13 protein-coding genes are annotated in these 16,506 nt (G+C 64.8%); 2 read left to right on the forward strand and 11 right to left on the reverse strand.

Going from position 1 to position 16,506, the window contains the following annotated elements; genetic code table 11:
- Positions 1–93: 93 nt before the first annotated feature.
- Positions 94–3,189, forward strand: coding sequence for a MexW/MexI family multidrug efflux RND transporter permease subunit (locus tag V7E26_RS11950; protein ID WP_324416035.1), 3,096 nt, complete (start codon positions 94–96; stop codon positions 3,187–3,189).
- A gap of 128 nt (positions 3,190–3,317) precedes the next feature.
- Complete coding sequence (cnbZ, locus tag V7E26_RS11955; protein WP_324416037.1) at positions 3,318–4,061, forward strand: 2-amino-5-chloromuconate deaminase CnbZ; 744 nt, start codon at positions 3,318–3,320, stop codon at positions 4,059–4,061.
- A 117-nt stretch (positions 4,062–4,178) separates the two neighbouring features.
- Here cnbZ and V7E26_RS11960 read toward each other — a convergent pair whose 3' ends face one another.
- From V7E26_RS11960 to V7E26_RS12010, 11 genes are all read right to left on the reverse strand, one after another.
- Positions 4,179–5,066: an ABC transporter permease gene (locus V7E26_RS11960; RefSeq protein WP_324416039.1), complete on the reverse strand. Its 888-nt coding sequence runs from the start codon at positions 5,064–5,066 to the stop codon at positions 4,179–4,181.
- A gap of 3 nt (positions 5,067–5,069) precedes the next feature.
- Positions 5,070–6,011, reverse strand: coding sequence for an ABC transporter permease (locus tag V7E26_RS11965; RefSeq protein WP_324416041.1), 942 nt, complete (start codon positions 6,009–6,011; stop codon positions 5,070–5,072).
- 3 nt (positions 6,012–6,014) lie between these two features.
- Positions 6,015–7,526, reverse strand: a complete 1,512-nt coding sequence (locus V7E26_RS11970; RefSeq protein ID WP_442893391.1) for an ABC transporter substrate-binding protein — start codon at positions 7,524–7,526, stop codon at positions 6,015–6,017.
- Between the two features lie 40 nt (positions 7,527–7,566).
- Positions 7,567–8,676: an ABC transporter ATP-binding protein gene (locus V7E26_RS11975; RefSeq protein WP_324416043.1), complete on the reverse strand. Its 1,110-nt coding sequence runs from the start codon at positions 8,674–8,676 to the stop codon at positions 7,567–7,569.
- Positions 8,677–8,836: 160 nt separating this feature from the next.
- A complete protein-coding gene (locus tag V7E26_RS11980) occupies positions 8,837–9,826 on the reverse strand; it encodes an ABC transporter ATP-binding protein (RefSeq protein ID WP_324416045.1) in 990 nt (329 codons plus the stop codon).
- Positions 9,823–10,533 (reverse strand): DUF1028 domain-containing protein, encoded by a 711-nt coding sequence (locus V7E26_RS11985; RefSeq protein ID WP_324416047.1) that lies wholly within the window; start codon positions 10,531–10,533, stop codon positions 9,823–9,825. Before V7E26_RS11985 ends, V7E26_RS11980 begins: the two co-directional genes overlap by 4 nt.
- A 17-nt stretch (positions 10,534–10,550) precedes the next feature.
- On the reverse strand, positions 10,551–12,356 hold the full coding sequence (locus V7E26_RS11990) for a gamma-glutamyltransferase family protein (protein ID WP_324416049.1): 1,806 nt from the start codon (positions 12,354–12,356) through the stop codon (positions 10,551–10,553).
- 103 nt (positions 12,357–12,459) lie between these two features.
- A complete protein-coding gene (locus V7E26_RS11995) occupies positions 12,460–13,458 on the reverse strand; it encodes an ABC transporter ATP-binding protein (protein ID WP_324416051.1) in 999 nt (332 codons plus the stop codon).
- Entirely contained in the window at positions 13,455–14,444 is a 990-nt protein-coding gene (locus V7E26_RS12000; RefSeq protein ID WP_324416053.1) for an ABC transporter ATP-binding protein, read from the reverse strand. Before V7E26_RS12000 ends, V7E26_RS11995 begins: the two co-directional genes overlap by 4 nt.
- Positions 14,441–15,412 carry an ABC transporter permease gene (locus V7E26_RS12005; RefSeq protein WP_324416055.1) on the reverse strand — a complete coding sequence of 324 codons (972 nt, stop codon included), beginning with the start codon at positions 15,410–15,412 and terminating at the stop codon, positions 14,441–14,443. Before V7E26_RS12005 ends, V7E26_RS12000 begins: the two co-directional genes overlap by 4 nt.
- A 12-nt stretch (positions 15,413–15,424) precedes the next feature.
- On the reverse strand, positions 15,425–16,405 hold the full coding sequence (locus tag V7E26_RS12010) for an ABC transporter permease (protein WP_324416057.1): 981 nt from the start codon (positions 16,403–16,405) through the stop codon (positions 15,425–15,427).
- Between the last annotated feature and the right edge of the window lie 101 nt (positions 16,406–16,506).

The raw sequence follows: 16,506 nt of genomic DNA on the forward strand, positions 1-16,506 counted from the left end.
CGGCCCTCGGGCCGTGCTGAACGAGAAAGGCGGGCAGCGGTCTTCGTGACGAGACCGCGCCCGGTATGCTGAACTCAGCGGGATTGATCTGCGATGACCTTAACCGATATCTTCATCAAGCGTCCGGTCCTGTCGGTCGTCGTCAGCCTGCTGATCCTCCTGATCGGTCTGCGGGCCGCCATGGTATTGCCGATCCGGCAATACCCGAAACTGTCGAACACGGTGGTCAACGTCACCACCGTGTATCCGGGCGCCTCGGCCAACCTGATCCAGGGCTTCATCACCACGCCGATCGAGCAGGCGGTCGCTTCCGCCGAGGGCGTCGACTACATCACCTCGTCGTCGGTGCAGGGCACCAGCACGATCCAGGTCTACATCAAGCTGAACTTCGACCCGAACCAGGCGCTGACCGAAGTTCTCGCCAAGGTGAACTCGGTCCGATACCTGATCCCGAAGGAATCGAACGACCCGATCGTGACCAAGACCACCGGCCAGACCACGGCCGTGATGTATCTCGGCTTCTCCAGCGACGAGCTCTCCGGCTCGGCAATATCAGACTATCTGACGCGCGTGGTGCAGCCGGTGCTGTCGACGGTCGACGGCGTGGCCTCGGCCGATATTCTGGGCGGCCAGACCTTTGCGATGCGGCTATGGCTCGATCCGGTCAAGATGGCGGGACGCGGCGTCTCGCCGAGCGACGTATCGGCTGCGATTGCCGCCAACAACTTCCAGGCCGCGGCCGGGCAGGCCAAGGGCTACTTCATCGTCTCGAACATCCAGACCAATACCGATCTGCGAAACCTCGAGCAGTTCAAGAAGATGATCGTCAAGTCCAAGGACGGTGGCTTCGTGCGGATCGAGGATGTCGCGACCGTCGAGCTTGCGGCCCAGAGCTCGGATGCGAGCGTCGCCTTCAGCGGCGAGCGCGCGATCTTCATCGGCGTGCAGGCGACGCCGCAGGGCAACCCGCTGACGCTGGTCAAGGGCGTGCGCGCGTTGATGCCGGAGATCGAGCGCAACCTGCCGCCGTCGATGAAGATGAAGGTGGCGTATGATTCGACCAAGTTCATCCAGTCGTCGATCGACGAGGTGAAGAACACGCTGATCGAGGCCGTGCTGATCGTCGTGGTCGTGATCTTCCTGTTCCTGGCCTCGTTCCGCTCGGTCATCATTCCCGTCGTCACCATCCCGCTGTCGCTGATCGGCGTCTGCAGCCTGATGCTGGCCCTCGGCTTCAGCTTCAACCTGCTGACGCTGCTGGCGATGGTGCTGGCGATCGGGCTCGTGGTCGACGACGCCATCGTGGTGGTCGAGAACATCCACCGCCATCTGGAGGAGGGCAAGACGCCCGTACAGGCGTCGCTGCAGGGCGCGCGCGAAATCGTCGGTCCTGTCATCTCGATGACGATCACGCTGGCTGCGGTGTACGCGCCGATCGGGTTCCTCGGCGGCCTGACCGGTTCGCTGTTCCGCGAGTTCGCCTTTACGCTGGCAGGCTCGGTGATCGTATCGGGCGTGATCGCGCTGACGCTGTCGCCGATGATGTGCTCGGTGCTGCTCAAGAGCGCGGACGAGGGACGGTTTGCCAGGCTGGTCAACCGTGTGTTCGGCGCGATGACGCGCTGGTACGGACGTCAGCTCGACCGCTCGCTCGATTACCGGCCGGTCACCGGCCTGTTCGCGCTGACGATGCTCGGCATGGTCGGCTTCCTCTACATGAACACCGCCAAGGAGCTGGCGCCGGAAGAGGACCAGGGCATCGTGTTCTCGGTGACCAAGGCGCCGAAATACGCCAACATCGACTACGTCGACTTCTATGGCGAGAAGCTCGACAAGGCGTTTGCCAGCTTCCCCGAGACCGATTTGCGCTTCGTCCTCAATGGCATCAACGGGCCGCAGGGCGGCATCGCCGGCATGCTGCTCAAGCCGTGGGATGAGCGCAAGCGTTCCTCGATCAAGCTGAAGCCGCTGGTGCAGGCCGAAATCAGCAAGATCGAAGGCGTCCAGGCGTTCGCGTTCAACCTGCCGCCGCTGCCCGGCGGACCCGGCGGCCTGCCGATCCAGATGGTGATCAATTCGACTTCCGGATTCCAGGCCGTCTACGAGCAGATGGCCAAGCTGAAGGACGCCGCGCGCAAGAGCGGCCTGTTCATCGTGTCCGACAGCGATCTCGAATTCAACCAGCCGGTGGTGCGCGTCTCCGTCGACCGTTCCAAGGCGAGCGACCTCGGCATCAACATGGCCCAGGTCGGCGCTACCTTGCAGACCTTGCTCGGCGGCAATTACGTCAACCGCTTCAATCTCGAAGGACGTTCGTATCAGGTGATTCCGCAGGTGCCGCGCGGGATGCGACTATCGCCGGAATCGCTCGGCGGCTACTACGTCCCGACCAACACCGGGCAGTTGGTGCCGCTGTCGACCATCGTGTCGATCGAGACCGCCACCGATCCGAACTCGCTCACGCATTATAACCAGCTCAACTCGGCGACCTTCTCGGCGGTGCCGATGCCGGGCGTGACGGTCGGCCAGGCGGTGGACTTCCTGGAGGGCGAAGCGAAGAAGCTGCCCACCGGCTTCGGTCACGACTATCTCGCCGATTCCCGCCAGTACGTGCAGGAGGGCAACCAGCTCGCGATCACCTTCGGCTTTGCGCTGATCATCATCTTCCTGGTGCTGGCGGCGCAGTTCGAAAGCTTGCGGGACCCGCTGGTGATCATGATCTCGGTTCCGATGGCGATCGTCGGCGCGCTGATCCCGTTGTTCTTCGGCGTGGCGACCATCAACATCTATACCCAGGTCGGGCTGTTGACGCTGGTCGGCCTCATCACCAAGCACGGCATCCTGATGGTCGAGTTCGCCAACGAGTTGCAGCTCAAGGAAGGGCTCGACAAGCGTTCGGCGATCGAGATGGCTGCCCGGATCCGGCTGCGTCCGATCCTGATGACGACGGCGGCGATGGTCACCGGCCTGATCCCGCTGTTGACGGCAACCGGCGCCGGCGCGGCCAGCCGCTTCTCGATCGGCCTGGTCGTGGTGGCGGGCATGTCGATCGGTACGCTGTTCACGCTGTTCGTGCTGCCGGCGGTCTATGTCTGGATGGCCACCGACCACCAGGCCCATGCCAACTCGGAGCGCACGAAGGAAATCGCTGACTTCGATCTCGGCAACAATGCGCTGAAGCCGACCTGAGCGCTCGCGGTTAGGAAGAGGTATCGACGGCGGCAGCTCATATCGCTGCCGCCGTTTTTTCATGCCGCGAGGGCGGCGACGCGGCCGGTTCCCCATGCTAGAGAGGAAAGAAAAAGCAGGGAGCCAACATGACGAGCGAGTTTTCCGCGGGCAATTACCGCTTTATCCCCGCCGTGTTCCAGTATTCCGGCGGCGTCGCCGCCAGCCCGGGTTTTGAGATCGAGCGGGTGCGTTTCGACAGGCCGGTGCCGCTGGCCGCGGGATTTGCCCGGATCGCTGACACCATCAGGGCGGCAGGCCGGCCGCTGACCTCGTTCTGCGCCTGCGAATTGCGATCCCCCGCGGCGTTTACCGACGAGGGCTTTCGCAACTTCAACCTGCACTACGTCAAGACGCTGGCGGAATGGGCCGTCTATGACGGCACCACCAATCCGGTGGCGCGCAGCAATGTCTGCCCGGAGATCGATCCGCCATCCGAGCCGTCGTTCTATGCCTTTTCCTTCACGCGGCCAAGCGAGGGCACAGGTCCGAGCTTCGTGATTGCCGGCAGCGGCGAGTCGCAGGAGGGCAACGCGAGCTACGCCGAGCGCACCGTGCGCTACTGCGACATCAGCCCCGACGGGATTGCCGAAAAAGTCCGCTACGTCGCCGGCGTGATGGAGCGGCGCATGGGCGAGTTCGGCTTCGGCTGGAAGGATGCGACCGGGGTGCAGACCTATACCATCCACGACTTCCACCACGTCTTCGCCGAGGCGCTGGTCCGCCGCGGCGCCGCGCGCGCCGGCCTGACCTGGCACTTCGCCCGGCCGCCGGTGATCGATCTGGAGTATGAGATGGATTGCAGGAGAGTGCTGCGGGAGGTGGTGGTTTAGTTAGATCCTCGTCCTGAGGAGCGCGCATTGCGCGCGTCTCGAAGGATGGAGGCCCGCCCGTGGCCTCATGGTTCGAGACGGCGCTTTCGCGCCTCCTCACCATGAGGAGCAACATCGCTACCTCTCCCGTGGGTCCAGCGCATCGCGCAGGCCGTCGCCGACGAGGTTGAACGACAGCACGACCATGAAGATCGCGAACCCCGGCCAGACCGCCATCCAGGGCGCGTTGGTCAGGAAGCGCTGCGCGGCGTTCAGCATGCTGCCCCAGGACGGGGCGGGCGGCTGCTGGCCGAGACCGAGGAAGGACAGCGCGGCTTCCGCGATGATCGCAGCCGCGATCGACAGCGTCGCCTGCACCAGCAGCGCCGGCATGATGTTGGGCAGGATATGGAACAACGCGATGCGCCAGCGCGGATTTCCCATGGCGCGCGCAGCCTCGACATAGTCCTCGACCTTGACGCTCATCACCTGGCCCCGAGTCAGCCGTATGAAGATCGGCGTCGCCGAGATGCCGATCGCGATCATGGCATTGCCGAGACTGGGCCCCAGGAAGGCGGCCAGCGCGATCGCCAGGATCAGGAACGGGCAGGCCAGCATCGCATCGGTGATGCGGCTGATCAGTGCGTCGATGAAGCCGCCGCGATAGCCCGACAGCAGGCCGAGCGGCACGCCGATCGACAGCGCGATCCCGACCGAAATCGCGCCGGCCAGCAGCGAGGCCCTTGCGCCGTAGATCACGCGGGCCAGAATATCGCGGCCGAGCTCGTCGGTGCCGAACCAGTGCAGCGCGGACGGCGGCTTGCGCACCAGCGACCAGCTCGTCGCGATCGGCTCATAAGGCGAGATCAGCGGCGCAAACAGCGCGAGCAGCACGAAGGTCGCAATCACGACGAGGCCGGCCACCGCGCCCTTGCGCTTGAACAGGCGGCGCAGCGCGCGCCGCGCCGGGCTCTCCAGTTCGTCGGAAGCCGCGACCGGTAGCGCGTTGAGTGTGGCGTCGGCCATGGCTTACGCCCTCAGCCGCGGGTTGACGAGGATGTAGGCGATGTCGGCAATCAGGTTGAGCGTGATGTAGATCGTCGCCGTCACCAGCACGACGCCTTGCACGACCGCATAGTCGCGGTTGAACACGGCATCGACGATCAGCTTGCCGAAACCGGGAATCGAAAAAATCTGTTCCGTCAGGACCGCGCCCGACAGCAGCGTGCCGAGTTCGAGGGCGCCGAGCGTGATCACTGGCGTCAGCGCATTGCGCATGGCGTGCTTGAGAATGACCGACCGTTCCAGCAGGCCCTTGGCGCGGGCGGTGCGGACGTAATCGCTCTCCAGCACCTGCAACATGGCGCTGCGGGTATGGCGCATCAGGATCGCGGCAATCGCGTTGCCCAGCACGAAGGCGGGCATGATGGTGGAGGCGATGCTGGCGCGAAAATCCTCGGTCAGCGGCACATAGCCCGAGGCCGGCAGCCAGCCGAGCTTTATCGAGAACAGGAAGATCAGCATGATGCCGAGCCAGAAATTCGGCGTCGAGATGCCCCACAGCGCGAAGAAATTGGCGCCATAGTCCCAGGCCGTGCCCTTCTTCACCGCCGAGACGATGCCGGCCGGAATGCCGATCAGGAAGGCGATGATGATCGCCATCGACGCCAGTTGCATCGTCACCGGCAGCTTCTGCGCGATCAGCTCGCGCACCGGGACCTTGTTGCGCAGCGACTCGCCGAAATCGCCCGACAGCACGCCCTTGACCCAGTAGACATATTGAATCGGCACCGGCTGGTCGAGCCGGTACTGCTGCCGGATCTGCGCGATGACGTCAGGGTCGCGTTCCTCGCCTGCCATCACCAGCGCCGGATCGCCCGGCAGCAATTGCTGCAGCGAGAAGATCAGGACCGACACGAAGAACAGCGTCGGGATCAGCTGCACGATGCGGCGCGCGAGGAAGTTCAGCATGGCTCACTTCAGCTTCAGCCCGACCACCCGCACCAACCCGTCCGGCATCTGCTTGTAGCCGTCGAGCTTGGTCGTGTGAGCGATCAGGATGCGGCGGTGATAGATGTACAGGAGCGGCTGGTCTTCCATCGCCACCCCGGCAAGTTTCTCGTAAATCGCCTTGCGCTGCGCCAGATCGGTGACCAGCCGGGCATCGTCCAATGCCTTGTCGGCTACCGCGTTGCTCCAGGCGCTGTAGTTCTGCGGCGCGCCGGTCTTGAGGAAGACGTAGGAATTGCCGTCCGGATCGATCCGGCCGCTCCATGCCAGCATGAAGGCCTGATATTCACCGGCTTCGGCCTGCTTCAGCGAGGTCGCAAATTCAGTGACCCTGAGCTTCAAGTCGAAGCCGGTCTCTGCCGCCATCGACTGCACGACCTGCGCGACCGCTTCGGTCTCCGCGCCCTTCGGCACCATGAAATCGACAGTCACCGGCGGTGAGACGCCGGCTTCCTTCAACAGTGCCTTTGCTTTCGCGACGTCTCGCCCGCGGATGGGGAAGGACTTCTGGTAATAGGGATGATCCGGGTTGACCCACTGATTGCCCGGTTTGAACTCGCCGTTGAATACCACCTGGTTGATGGCTTCGCGATCGAGTGACAGATCGAGCGCCTGGCGCACCTTGGCGGACTGGCTGAGCGGTCCCTTGGCTTTGTCCTTGCCGATATTAAGCGTGATGCCCTGATAGCCAAGTTCGATCGCCGTCGAAAGCTTCAGCCGTGAATCGGCGCGGACGTCCTTGATGTCGGTTGCGAGCACGCGCTCGATCAGGTCGAGTCCGCCGGATTTCAGGTTGGCGAGCCGAACCGTGGCGTCGACGATCGGCAGGAACACGATGCGGTCGATGAAGATATTGTCCTTGTTCCAGTAGTCGGCGAATTTCTCGAACACCATGCGGTCCTGCTGGACGCGCTCGACGAATTTGTAGGGTCCGGCGCACACCGGGCGCAGGCCGAACTTGTCGCCGGCCTCCTTGGCCGCCTTGGGCGAAACCATCATGCCGGCGCGGTCGGTGAGCTGTGCGATCAGCGGCGAGAACGGCGCCTTCAGCACAAGCTTGATGGTAAGGGGATCGACGACATCGACACGATCGACGCTGGCGAGCTCCGGCTTGCGGAACGAGCCGGGCAGGGTCAGGTGTCGATCGATCGAATATTTGGCGGCTTCGGCGTCGAACGTCTCGCCGTCGTGAAACTTGACGCCGGGACGGAGCTTGATGGTGACTTCCTTGCCGTCGGCCGAGGTTTCGTGGCTCAGCGCGAGCTGCGGCACGATGTTGAGCTTCTCGTCGATGTCGAACAGCTTGTCGCAGAACGAGGCGAATACGATGCGGCCGACATAGGTGCGCGCCATGGTCGGGTCGAGGATATCAGGATCCTCGGCCAGCCCGATCCGCAGTGTGGTCTGGGCCTGCACGGCCATTGGAAGCGACAGCAGCAGCGCCGCCGCGGTGACTGCGATATGAAATGTCTTCATTGCTGCGATCCCCTTGATCCAAGATTACATCGGACAACGATTACATCAGCGCTGGCCGTATTCCTGATTGATCAACCCCGCCGTGGCCTGCACCTTCCGTGCCACCGCTGAAGGCGGCGACCAATTTTTCCAGCACCGGCGAGAAGCCGCCATCGGCGGGAACGATCGCCCCGGGCGGCGGCAATTCCGCGGTGCGGTGACAGGCAGTGGCGTGTCCCGTATTGTCTGCAAGCAGCGCCGGAACCTCGGTGCGGCAGCGCGCGATGACATGGGGGCAGCGGGTATGAAACCGGCAGCCCGCGGGTGGATCGAGCGCGCTCGGCATCTCTCCCTCCAGCACGATACGGCTGCGCCTGGCTTGCGGCTTCGGCACGGGAATGGCCGACAACAGCGCGCGGCTATAGGGATGGCGGGGTGCTGCGAACAGCGCCTCGGCTTCCGCCGTCTCGACGATGCCGCCGAGATTCATCACCGCGACGCGGTCGGCGATGTGCTTTACGACGGCGAGGTCATGAGAGACGAAGATATAGGCGAGGCCGAGCCGGTCCTGCAGATCGCGCAGCAGATTGAGGATCTGCGAGCGGATCGAGACGTCGAGCGCGGATACCGGCTCGTCGCAGATGATCAGCTTCGGCTCCACGGCCAGCGCACGCGCGATCGCGATGCGCTGGCGCTGGCCGCCGGAGAATTCATGGGGATAGCGACGGGCGAAGCGCGGCTCCAGCCCGACCAGCCGCAGCAACTCGTCCACCCGCTCGCGCCGCCGCGCCGCCGGCACCAGATCGTGCAGCACCAGCGGCTCGGTCAGGATCTGGCTCACCGTCATGCGCGGATTGAGCGACGCATAGGGATCCTGGAAAATGATCTGCGCATTGCGGCGAAAAGCGCGCAGTTCATTGGCGCCGAGTGTGCCGAGGTCGCGGCCCTCGAAGCGAACGGTGCCGGCATCCGGCTCGATCAGCCGCAGCACCAGCCGGCTCACGGTGGATTTTCCGCACCCGGACTCGCCGACCAGCGCCAGCGTCCTGCCGGCCTCGACGGTGAAGCTGACGCCGTCGACCGCCTTCACATAGGCCGTCGGGCGGCCCAGCACGGAGCGGGCAGCCGCGAAATGCTTCACCAGCCCTTCCACTTCGAGAAGCGCGGTCACCGTCGGCCTCCCTCGTGTCCCGGGCGCAGCGCAGCACGAAGCGATGCGTTGCAGAACCGGGACCCATGGTGCCGTGGATCAATGGTGGGCCCCGGTTCAGCAATGCACCACTGCGCTTCGCTTGCGCTGCACTGCGCCCGGGGAACGGAGGGAAGCGCGGTCATGATACCAGCTTCTCGAGCGGCGCGCGGATGCAGCGCGAGGCGTGACCGTCGGTGACCATTGCGAGCGGCGGTCGCGTGGCCACGCAAAGCTCGACGACAAAGGGACAGCGCGCGGCGAAACGGCAACCGGCCGGCGGGCTTGCCATGTTCGGCACCATGCCCTCGATCGTCGCCAGATGCGCGGTGCGGCGATCGAGGCGCGGGATCGAGCCGAGCAGGCCGACGGTGTAGGGATGCTGCGGATTGGCAAAGAGTTCGTCGACCGGCGCGCGCTCGACGATCTCGCCGGCATACATCACCGCGACCTCATCACAGACCTCGGCGACCACGCCGAGGTCGTGGGTGATCAGGATGATGGCCGCGCCCGAGGCCGCCTTCAGCTCGCGCATGAGGTCGAGGATCTGCGCTTGAAGCGTGACGTCGAGCGCCGTGGTCGGCTCGTCGGCAATCAGCAGGCGCGGATCGCAGGCCAGCGCCATCGCGATCATGACGCGCTGGCGCATGCCTCCCGAGAGCTTGTGCGGATATTCGTCGATCCGCTTGTCGGGTGAGGGAATGTGAACGCGGCGCAACAGCTCGATCGCGCGCTCGCGAGCCTGCCGCCGCGTTCCACCGCGATGGCGCAGGATGGTCTCGATGATCTGGTCGCCGATGGTGAAGCTCGGATTGAGCGAGGTCATCGGCTCCTGGAAGATCATCGCGAGACGGTTGCCGCGGAGATCGCGCAGCGTCTCGTCGGGGACATCGAGCAGGTCGAACCCGTCGAAGCGGATCGAGCCGGAGACCTCGGCGGACCCCTTCGACAACAGCCCCATGATCGCCAGCGAAGTCACGCTCTTGCCGCAGCCGGACTCGCCGACGAGGCCGAGCGTCGCGCCATTGGCGACGCTGAGGTCGACGCTGTCGACCGCATGCGTGGTGCGGCCATCGTCGCCATGAAAGAGCACGCGCAGGCGCTCGATCTCGATCAGCGGGCTCGCGGTCATGCCTTGGCCGCCATCGCGGCTTCGATCGTTGCATCGATCACGGCGCGGTCGGTGATCCCGGCCGGGTTCTTCCGCGTCGGCACGAAGGAGCGGAACTGCACCCAGCTTTCGCGGCTGACCTGTTCGAGACGCTCTAGCTCGGCGAGCGGATCGGTATGGTCATCGACGCGCAGGTCGAGCTCGGACCATTCCTCCTCGCCATGGATCAACAGCGCCGCCGACTGCTTGCCGCGCTTGTCGCCGCCGGCCGCTTCGCCGGCCTTCATCGCCACGATCAGCCGTTGCGCAAAGGGCAGGGCAGCGTTCGCGACATAGGCTCTTGCGGTGTCGTCGAGCACGGCGGCGCCGGCCAGCATGTTGCCGGCAAGCGAATAGCCGTCGCCCTGGATATGTCCGCACCAGTCGATGCATTCCTTGCCGGTATGCGCGGCGATGCGGCCCTTGATGTCGATGACATGAAGCTGGCGGGCCTCGCGGCCGTTGTCGGCGGCAATCAGCGTATCGATCACCTCGCGCGGGCTGCGTCCCTCGCGCAGCAGCTTGACGCCGTCGATGCCATAGTAAGGGTTGACCAGCGCCTGCGTCGCGACACCGCCAATGCCCGGCGCGATGTGCGGCACGCGCGCACCGACCGCGAAGAACCTGGTCGCAACCGCGATGCCGATCTGGCCGGTTATCGGATCGCGGGCGATGATCGACCAGGTCATCTGTTTCGTCCCTCTATTTACCGGCCCGCTGCATAACCCTGCATGCCCCGCGGGTTGGCGGCGGCGCGGCGGCGGCGGCCAACCCTGGAGGCGGCGGTGAGGCGTCCCTCGGACCATTCGGGGCCGATCTCGACGACATGGCCGCGGTCCTTCAGCGTATCGACCGTCGCCTTCGGCACGCGGCTTTCGAGCACGAGCACGCCGGGACGCGCGGTGCGCGGCCAGAACGAGATCGGGAAATGCTCGGAGTGCCACGCCGGCGCGTCGATCGCTTCCTGCAGGTTCAGCCTGGCGTGCACGTGGCGCAGGAAGAATTGCGTGGTCCATTGATCCTGCTGGTCGCCGCCGGGCGAACCCCAGGCCATGTAAGGCTCGCCGTCGCGCAGCGCGATGGTCGGCGAGAGCGTGGTCCGCGGGCGCTTGCCCGGCGCCAGCGCCGCCGGATGATCCTCTTCCAGCCAGAACATCTGCGCGCGGCTGCCGAGGCAGAAGCCGAGTTCGGGAATGACCGGCGAGGATTGCAGCCAGCCGCCGGAAGGCGTCGCCGAGATCATGTTGCCGGCCTGGTCGATGATGTCGAAGTGCACGGTGTCGCCGCGCACTTCGCCAAAGCGGCCGACGGTCGGCTCGCCTGCGCCCATGGCACCGACAGCCTCGCGATGGCCCTCGGCGCGACGCAGTTTGACGACCGAGCCAAAGCCTTCCACCGAACCCGGGACGAAATCGAGCGAGGCCTTATCCCGCGAGATCAGCTTGCGGCGCTCGTCGTTGTAGGAATCCGACAGCAAGGTCGCGATCGGGATGTCGGTGAATTTGGGGTCGCCATAAAACTTCTCGCGATCGGCGAAGGCGAGTTTGGCGCATTCGATCTGCAGATGAATGAATTCGGGACCGGCGGGATCGAGCCCGTCGAGCTCAAAACCCCTGAGCAGCGCGAGTTGCTGCAGCATCACGGGACCCTGGCTCCAGACGCCGGGCTTGCACACCGTGTAGCGGCCGTAGTCGTAGGTCAGCGGCGCCTCGACGGTCGGCTGCCAGCGCGCCATGTCGTCGGCTGAGAGCACGCCGCGATGCGGCGAGCCGGAGACATCCATCACTTCCTGCGTGCGGCAGAATTTGTCGATCGCCTCGGCCACAAAACCCTGCGACCAGGATTTGCGCGCACGTTCGATCTGCGCGACGCGATCGCCGCCGGCGCTTTCGGCCTCCTTCAGGATGCGCGCATAGGTTTCCGAGAGTTTTTGGTTGGTGAAGAGCGTGCCGGGCCGCGGCACCTCATTGTTCGGCAGGTAGACGGCGGCCGACGTCGTCCAGTGCTTCCTGAACAGTTTCTCGACCACCTGAATGGTGGCGGAGGCGCGCTCGACCAGCGGATAGCCGTTGCTTGCATAGGCGATCGCGGGCTCCAGCACGTCGCGCAGCCGCATCGTGCCGTAATCGCGCAGCAGCAGCATCCAGGATTCGAACGTGCCGGGCACGCAGGCCGCGAGCAGGCCGGTGCCGGGCACCATCTCCAGCCCCTCGCTCTTGTAGTGCGCGATGGTGGCTTTCGCGGGCGCCGGTCCCTGGCCGCAGATCACCTCGGTGCGGCCGCGCTTGACGTCGTGCACGATAACAGGGACGTCGCCGCCGGGACCGTTCAGATGCGGCTCGACCACCTGCAGCGTGAAAGCCGTTGCGACGCCGGCATCGAAGGCGTTGCCGCCCTTTTCCAGAATGCTCATGCCGACGGCGGTCGCGATCCAGTGGGTGGAGGTGACGACACCGAACGTGCCTTCGATTTCCGGGCGTGTGGTGAAGGGATCGGGATTGATGTTGCTCATGGGAATCCAATGCCGGGCTGGTATCGCGATGCTGGCGCACTTGACCACAGGCGCGGCTGAATGCCAACCTGTGGCATGCCACGCATTGCTGCCATCCCCGCCATCATACCGCCGCGGCAGTCTCAACCGGATGGTTGACGGCGTGGCAGGCGACGCCGTCGATCAGTGCGGGCGCCTGCTTGCGGCAGAGGTCGAAGGCCAGCGGGCAGCGGGGATTGAAGGCGCAGCCGGGCGGCGGATCGATCGGGTTCGGAATCTCGCCCTTGACCGGAATGCGCTGGCGGCCGGACATTGCCAGATCGGGCACCGCGCCCAGCAGCATCCTGGTGTAGGGCATCCGCGGATTGGCGAACAGTTCGCGCCCCTCGGCAATCTCGACGATGCGGCCGAGATACATCACGCCGATGCGCGTCGCCATGTGGCGGACCACGGCGAGATTGTGGCTGATGAAGAGATAGGTCAGGCCGAACTTGTCCTGCAGGTCGCGCATCAAATTGAGGATCTGCGCCTGTACGGAGACATCCAGCGCCGACGTCGGTTCGTCGCAGACGATGAATTCGGCCTCGGAGGCGAGCGCCCGCGCGATCGCGATGCGCTGGCGCTGGCCGCCGGAAAATTCATGCGGATATTTCAGCCCGTCGTCGGGATGCAGCCCGACAAGGCTCAGGAGTTCGCCGACGCGGGCGGCGATGTCGCGCTCGCCCTGGATCAGGTTGAAGGCGCGGATCGGCTCGGAGACGATGGCATCGACCCGGAAGCGTGGATTTAAGCTCGCATAGGGGTCCTGGAAGATCATCTGGATGCGGCGGCGTAGCCGCTGCCGGGCCTGGGCCTGCCTCGCATCGGTCATCGATACGCCGTCGATCATGACGTCGCCCGAGCTTGGCGGCAGCAATCCCACCACCATCCGCGCCACTGTCGTCTTGCCCGAGCCGGACTCGCCGACGAGTGCGAAGGTCTCGCCCTTCCGGATATCGAAGGTCACGCCGTCGACGGCTTTGAGGAATTCGAGATGGCCGCCCTCGAGCACGCGGTTGAGCCACGGCTTCGAGACGTCGAACACCCGGCGAAGATTCCGTACATCGACAAAGGAGGCCGTCATGCCGCGGTCTCCTTGACGGGGGCGCTATCGTAAAGATGGCAGGCCACCGCATGCGAGCCCTGCCTGAGCGGTTCGGGCCGGTCGACGCGGCAACGGTCGAAGGCCAAGGCGCAGCGCGGATTGAAGGAGCAGCCCGGCGGGATCGCCGACAGGCGCGGCATCGAACCCGGGATTTGCACCAGGCGTTTCTCCTCGCCGGCGAGCGTCGGGATCGCCCCCATCAGGCCCTTGGCGTAGGGATGCATCGGGTTCTGCACCACGTCCTGAACCGGGCCGATCTCGGCGATCCGCCCCGAATACATAACCGCCACGCGGTCGGACGTCTCGGCGATCACACCCATGTCGTGGGTCACCAGCATCACCGCGGTGCCGTGGTCGCGACCGAGCCGCTTGATCAGCGAGATGATCTGCGCCTGCACGGAAACGTCGAGCGCGGTGGTCGGCTCGTCGGCGATGATCAGTTCCGGCTCGGCGCAGATCGCGAGCGCGATCACGACGCGCTGGCGCATGCCGCCGGAGAATTCGTGCGGATAGGCATCAATGCGCTTCTCCGGCGCGGGGATGCCGACCTCCGCCAGCAGATCGATGGCGCGCTTGCGTGCGGCGGTCTCCGACAGATTCAGATGGGTGCGGATCGTCTCGACGATCTGGTCGCCGATCCGGTAGAGCGGGTTGAGGCTCGTCAGCGGATCCTGAAAGATCATGCCGATCCGTTTGCCCCTGACGCGGCGGATCTCCTCCGGCGGCAGGTGATCGATCCGCGTCCCCGACAAATAGATCTCGCCGCCCGAGATGCGGCCGGGCGGGTCGATCAATCCTATGACCGCGAGCCCGGTGACCGATTTGCCGGCGCCGGATTCGCCGACGACGCCGAGCACTTCGCCCTTGGCGATGTCGAAGGACACGCCGTTGATCGCGCGCAGCGTGCTTCGGCGGGTGAGGAATTCCACCTCGAGGTTGCGAACGGAGAGGACAGGCGTGGTCATCGGAGCTTTGGATTGAGGGCGTCGCGCAGCCAGTCGCCGAGCAGGTTGATGGCGAGGATCAGGCCGGCCAGCGCGATGCCGGGGAAGGCGACGATCCACCATTCGCCGGCGAACAGATAGTTGTTGCCGATCCGGATCAGGGTGCCGAGCGATGGCATGGTGTCGGGCATGCCGGCGCCGAGGAACGACAGCGTCGCCTCGGTGATGACGGCCAGCGCGAGGTTGATCGTCGCGATCACGAGTATCGGACCCATCGTGTTCGGCAGCACGTGGCGCAGCATGATCTTCGGCGCGGGCAGGCCGATCAGTTGGGCGGCGGCGACATAGTCCTTGTTCTTCTCGACCATCACGGAGCCGCGCACGGTGCGGGCATACTGCACCCAGAAACTCAGGCCGATCGCAATCACCAGCACGCCGAGCGTGCTCATGGCATCCAGCCGGTTGCCGAGCACGGACTTGGCGACGCCATTGACCAACAGCGCGATCAGGATGGCAGGGAAGGTAAGCTGCACGTCGGCGATCCGCATGATCAGGCCGTCGACCGCGCCGCCGACGTAGCCTGCGATCAGCCCGAGCGTAATGCCGAGCGTGCCGGCGAAGATTACGCCGAGCAGCCCGACGATCAGCGATATCCGCAGGCCATAGAGAATGGCGGAGAACACGTCGCGGCCCTGTTCGTCGGTGCCGAGCAGGAACGGGCTCTGGCCCTCGGCGGTCCACAGCGGCGAGATCCGCGAGTTCATCAATTGCAGTTGCGCCGGGTCGAACGGGTTCTGCACCGAAAGCTGCGAGGCAAAGATCGCCAGCAGGAAGAACAGGGCGGTGACCGCCGCCGCCACCATGGTCATTTTCGAACGGCGGAACGAATAGAAGATATCGCTGTCGAGCGCGCGCTTCAGCCAGTTCGTACCGGTGCGCGCATCTGGCGCATTCGGCTCAACTCGGTGTGGCACCACGGCGTCGGACATCGGATTTCTCGCTTATGCCGGACGGCTGATGGTCGAGCGCAGGCGCGGATCGACGACGGTGTAGAGGATATCGACCACCAGGTTGATGGTGACGAAGATCAGCGAGACCATCAAGAGGTAGGCGGCCATGATCGGGATATCGACATTCTGCACGGCCTGCACGAACAACAATCCCATCCCCGGCCACTGGAAGACGGTTTCGGTGATGATGGCAAAAGCAATTACCGAGCCAAATTGCAGGCCGGCGACGGTGATCACAGGCACCAGCGTGTTCTTCAGCGCATGGCCGAAGTGGATCGCGCGCGTGGTCAGGCCGCGGGCGCGGGCGAAGCGGATGTAGTCGGTACGGAGCACTTCGAGCATCTCAGCGCGCACCAGCCGCATGATCAGGGTCATCTGGAACAGACCAAGCGTGATCGAGGGCATGATCAGCGCCTTCAACCCGGAAAGGGTGAGCAATCCGGTGGTCCACCATCCGATCCGCACCACGTCGCCGCGGCCGAAAGAAGGCAGCCAGCCCAGCGTCACCGAGAACAGGTAGATCAGGAGAATGCCGATCAGGAAGGTCGGCAGTGAGATTCCGATCAGCGACACCGCCTGGAAGAATTTCGTCAGGATCGTATCGCGCCGCAGCGCCGAATAGACCCCCATCAGGATGCCGAACACCATGGCAAGCACGGTGGCGCAGAACGCAAGCTCGAGCGTCGCCGGCATCCGCTCCATCAGCAGGTTCGAGACCGGCTGGCGAAACTGATAGGAAACCCCGAACTTGAACTGCGCGGCATTGATAAAATAGCGCGCGAACTGCACCGGCACGGGATCGTCGAGGCCGAGCGACTTGCGTACCGCCTCGCGCTCGGCCGCCGGCGTATCCAGTGAGACGATTTGGTTGACGGGGTCGCCGGCGAAGCGGAACATCGAGAACGCGATGACGCCGACCGCGATCATGACGCCGATGGCCTGGATAGCGCGGCGAAGAGTGAAAGCGAGCATGAATTCCTTTCACTGCCCTGTGGTGCGGCGGTAGACGCCGCGGTCGCTTCGAAAAAGAAAAGGTCCCGGAAGCCATGGAGCCGCCGGGACCTGTGTTGAAG

The organism is Bradyrhizobium sp., assembly GCF_036735945.1.
In the GTDB taxonomy this organism is placed as follows: Bacteria; Pseudomonadota; Alphaproteobacteria; order Rhizobiales; family Xanthobacteraceae; genus Bradyrhizobium.

Coding starts and splice junctions, on each gene's coding strand:
- V7E26_RS11950 (WP_324416035.1), top strand. CDS start 94: ATGACCTTAACCGATATCTTCATCAAGCGTCCGGTCCTGTCGGTCGTC.
- cnbZ (WP_324416037.1), top strand. CDS start 3,318: ATGACGAGCGAGTTTTCCGCGGGCAATTACCGCTTTATCCCCGCCGTG.
- V7E26_RS11960 (WP_324416039.1), bottom strand. CDS start 5,066: ATGGCCGACGCCACACTCAACGCGCTACCGGTCGCGGCTTCCGACGAA.
- V7E26_RS11965 (WP_324416041.1), bottom strand. CDS start 6,011: ATGCTGAACTTCCTCGCGCGCCGCATCGTGCAGCTGATCCCGACGCTG.
- V7E26_RS11970 (WP_442893391.1), bottom strand. CDS start 7,526: ATGAAGACATTTCATATCGCAGTCACCGCGGCGGCGCTGCTGCTGTCG.
- V7E26_RS11980 (WP_324416045.1), bottom strand. CDS start 9,826: ATGACCGCGAGCCCGCTGATCGAGATCGAGCGCCTGCGCGTGCTCTTT.
- V7E26_RS11985 (WP_324416047.1), bottom strand. CDS start 10,533: ATGACCTGGTCGATCATCGCCCGCGATCCGATAACCGGCCAGATCGGC.
- V7E26_RS11990 (WP_324416049.1), bottom strand. CDS start 12,356: ATGAGCAACATCAATCCCGATCCCTTCACCACACGCCCGGAAATCGAA.
- V7E26_RS11995 (WP_324416051.1), bottom strand. CDS start 13,458: ATGACGGCCTCCTTTGTCGATGTACGGAATCTTCGCCGGGTGTTCGAC.
- V7E26_RS12000 (WP_324416053.1), bottom strand. CDS start 14,444: ATGACCACGCCTGTCCTCTCCGTTCGCAACCTCGAGGTGGAATTCCTC.
- V7E26_RS12005 (WP_324416055.1), bottom strand. CDS start 15,412: ATGTCCGACGCCGTGGTGCCACACCGAGTTGAGCCGAATGCGCCAGAT.
- V7E26_RS12010 (WP_324416057.1), bottom strand. CDS start 16,405: ATGCTCGCTTTCACTCTTCGCCGCGCTATCCAGGCCATCGGCGTCATG.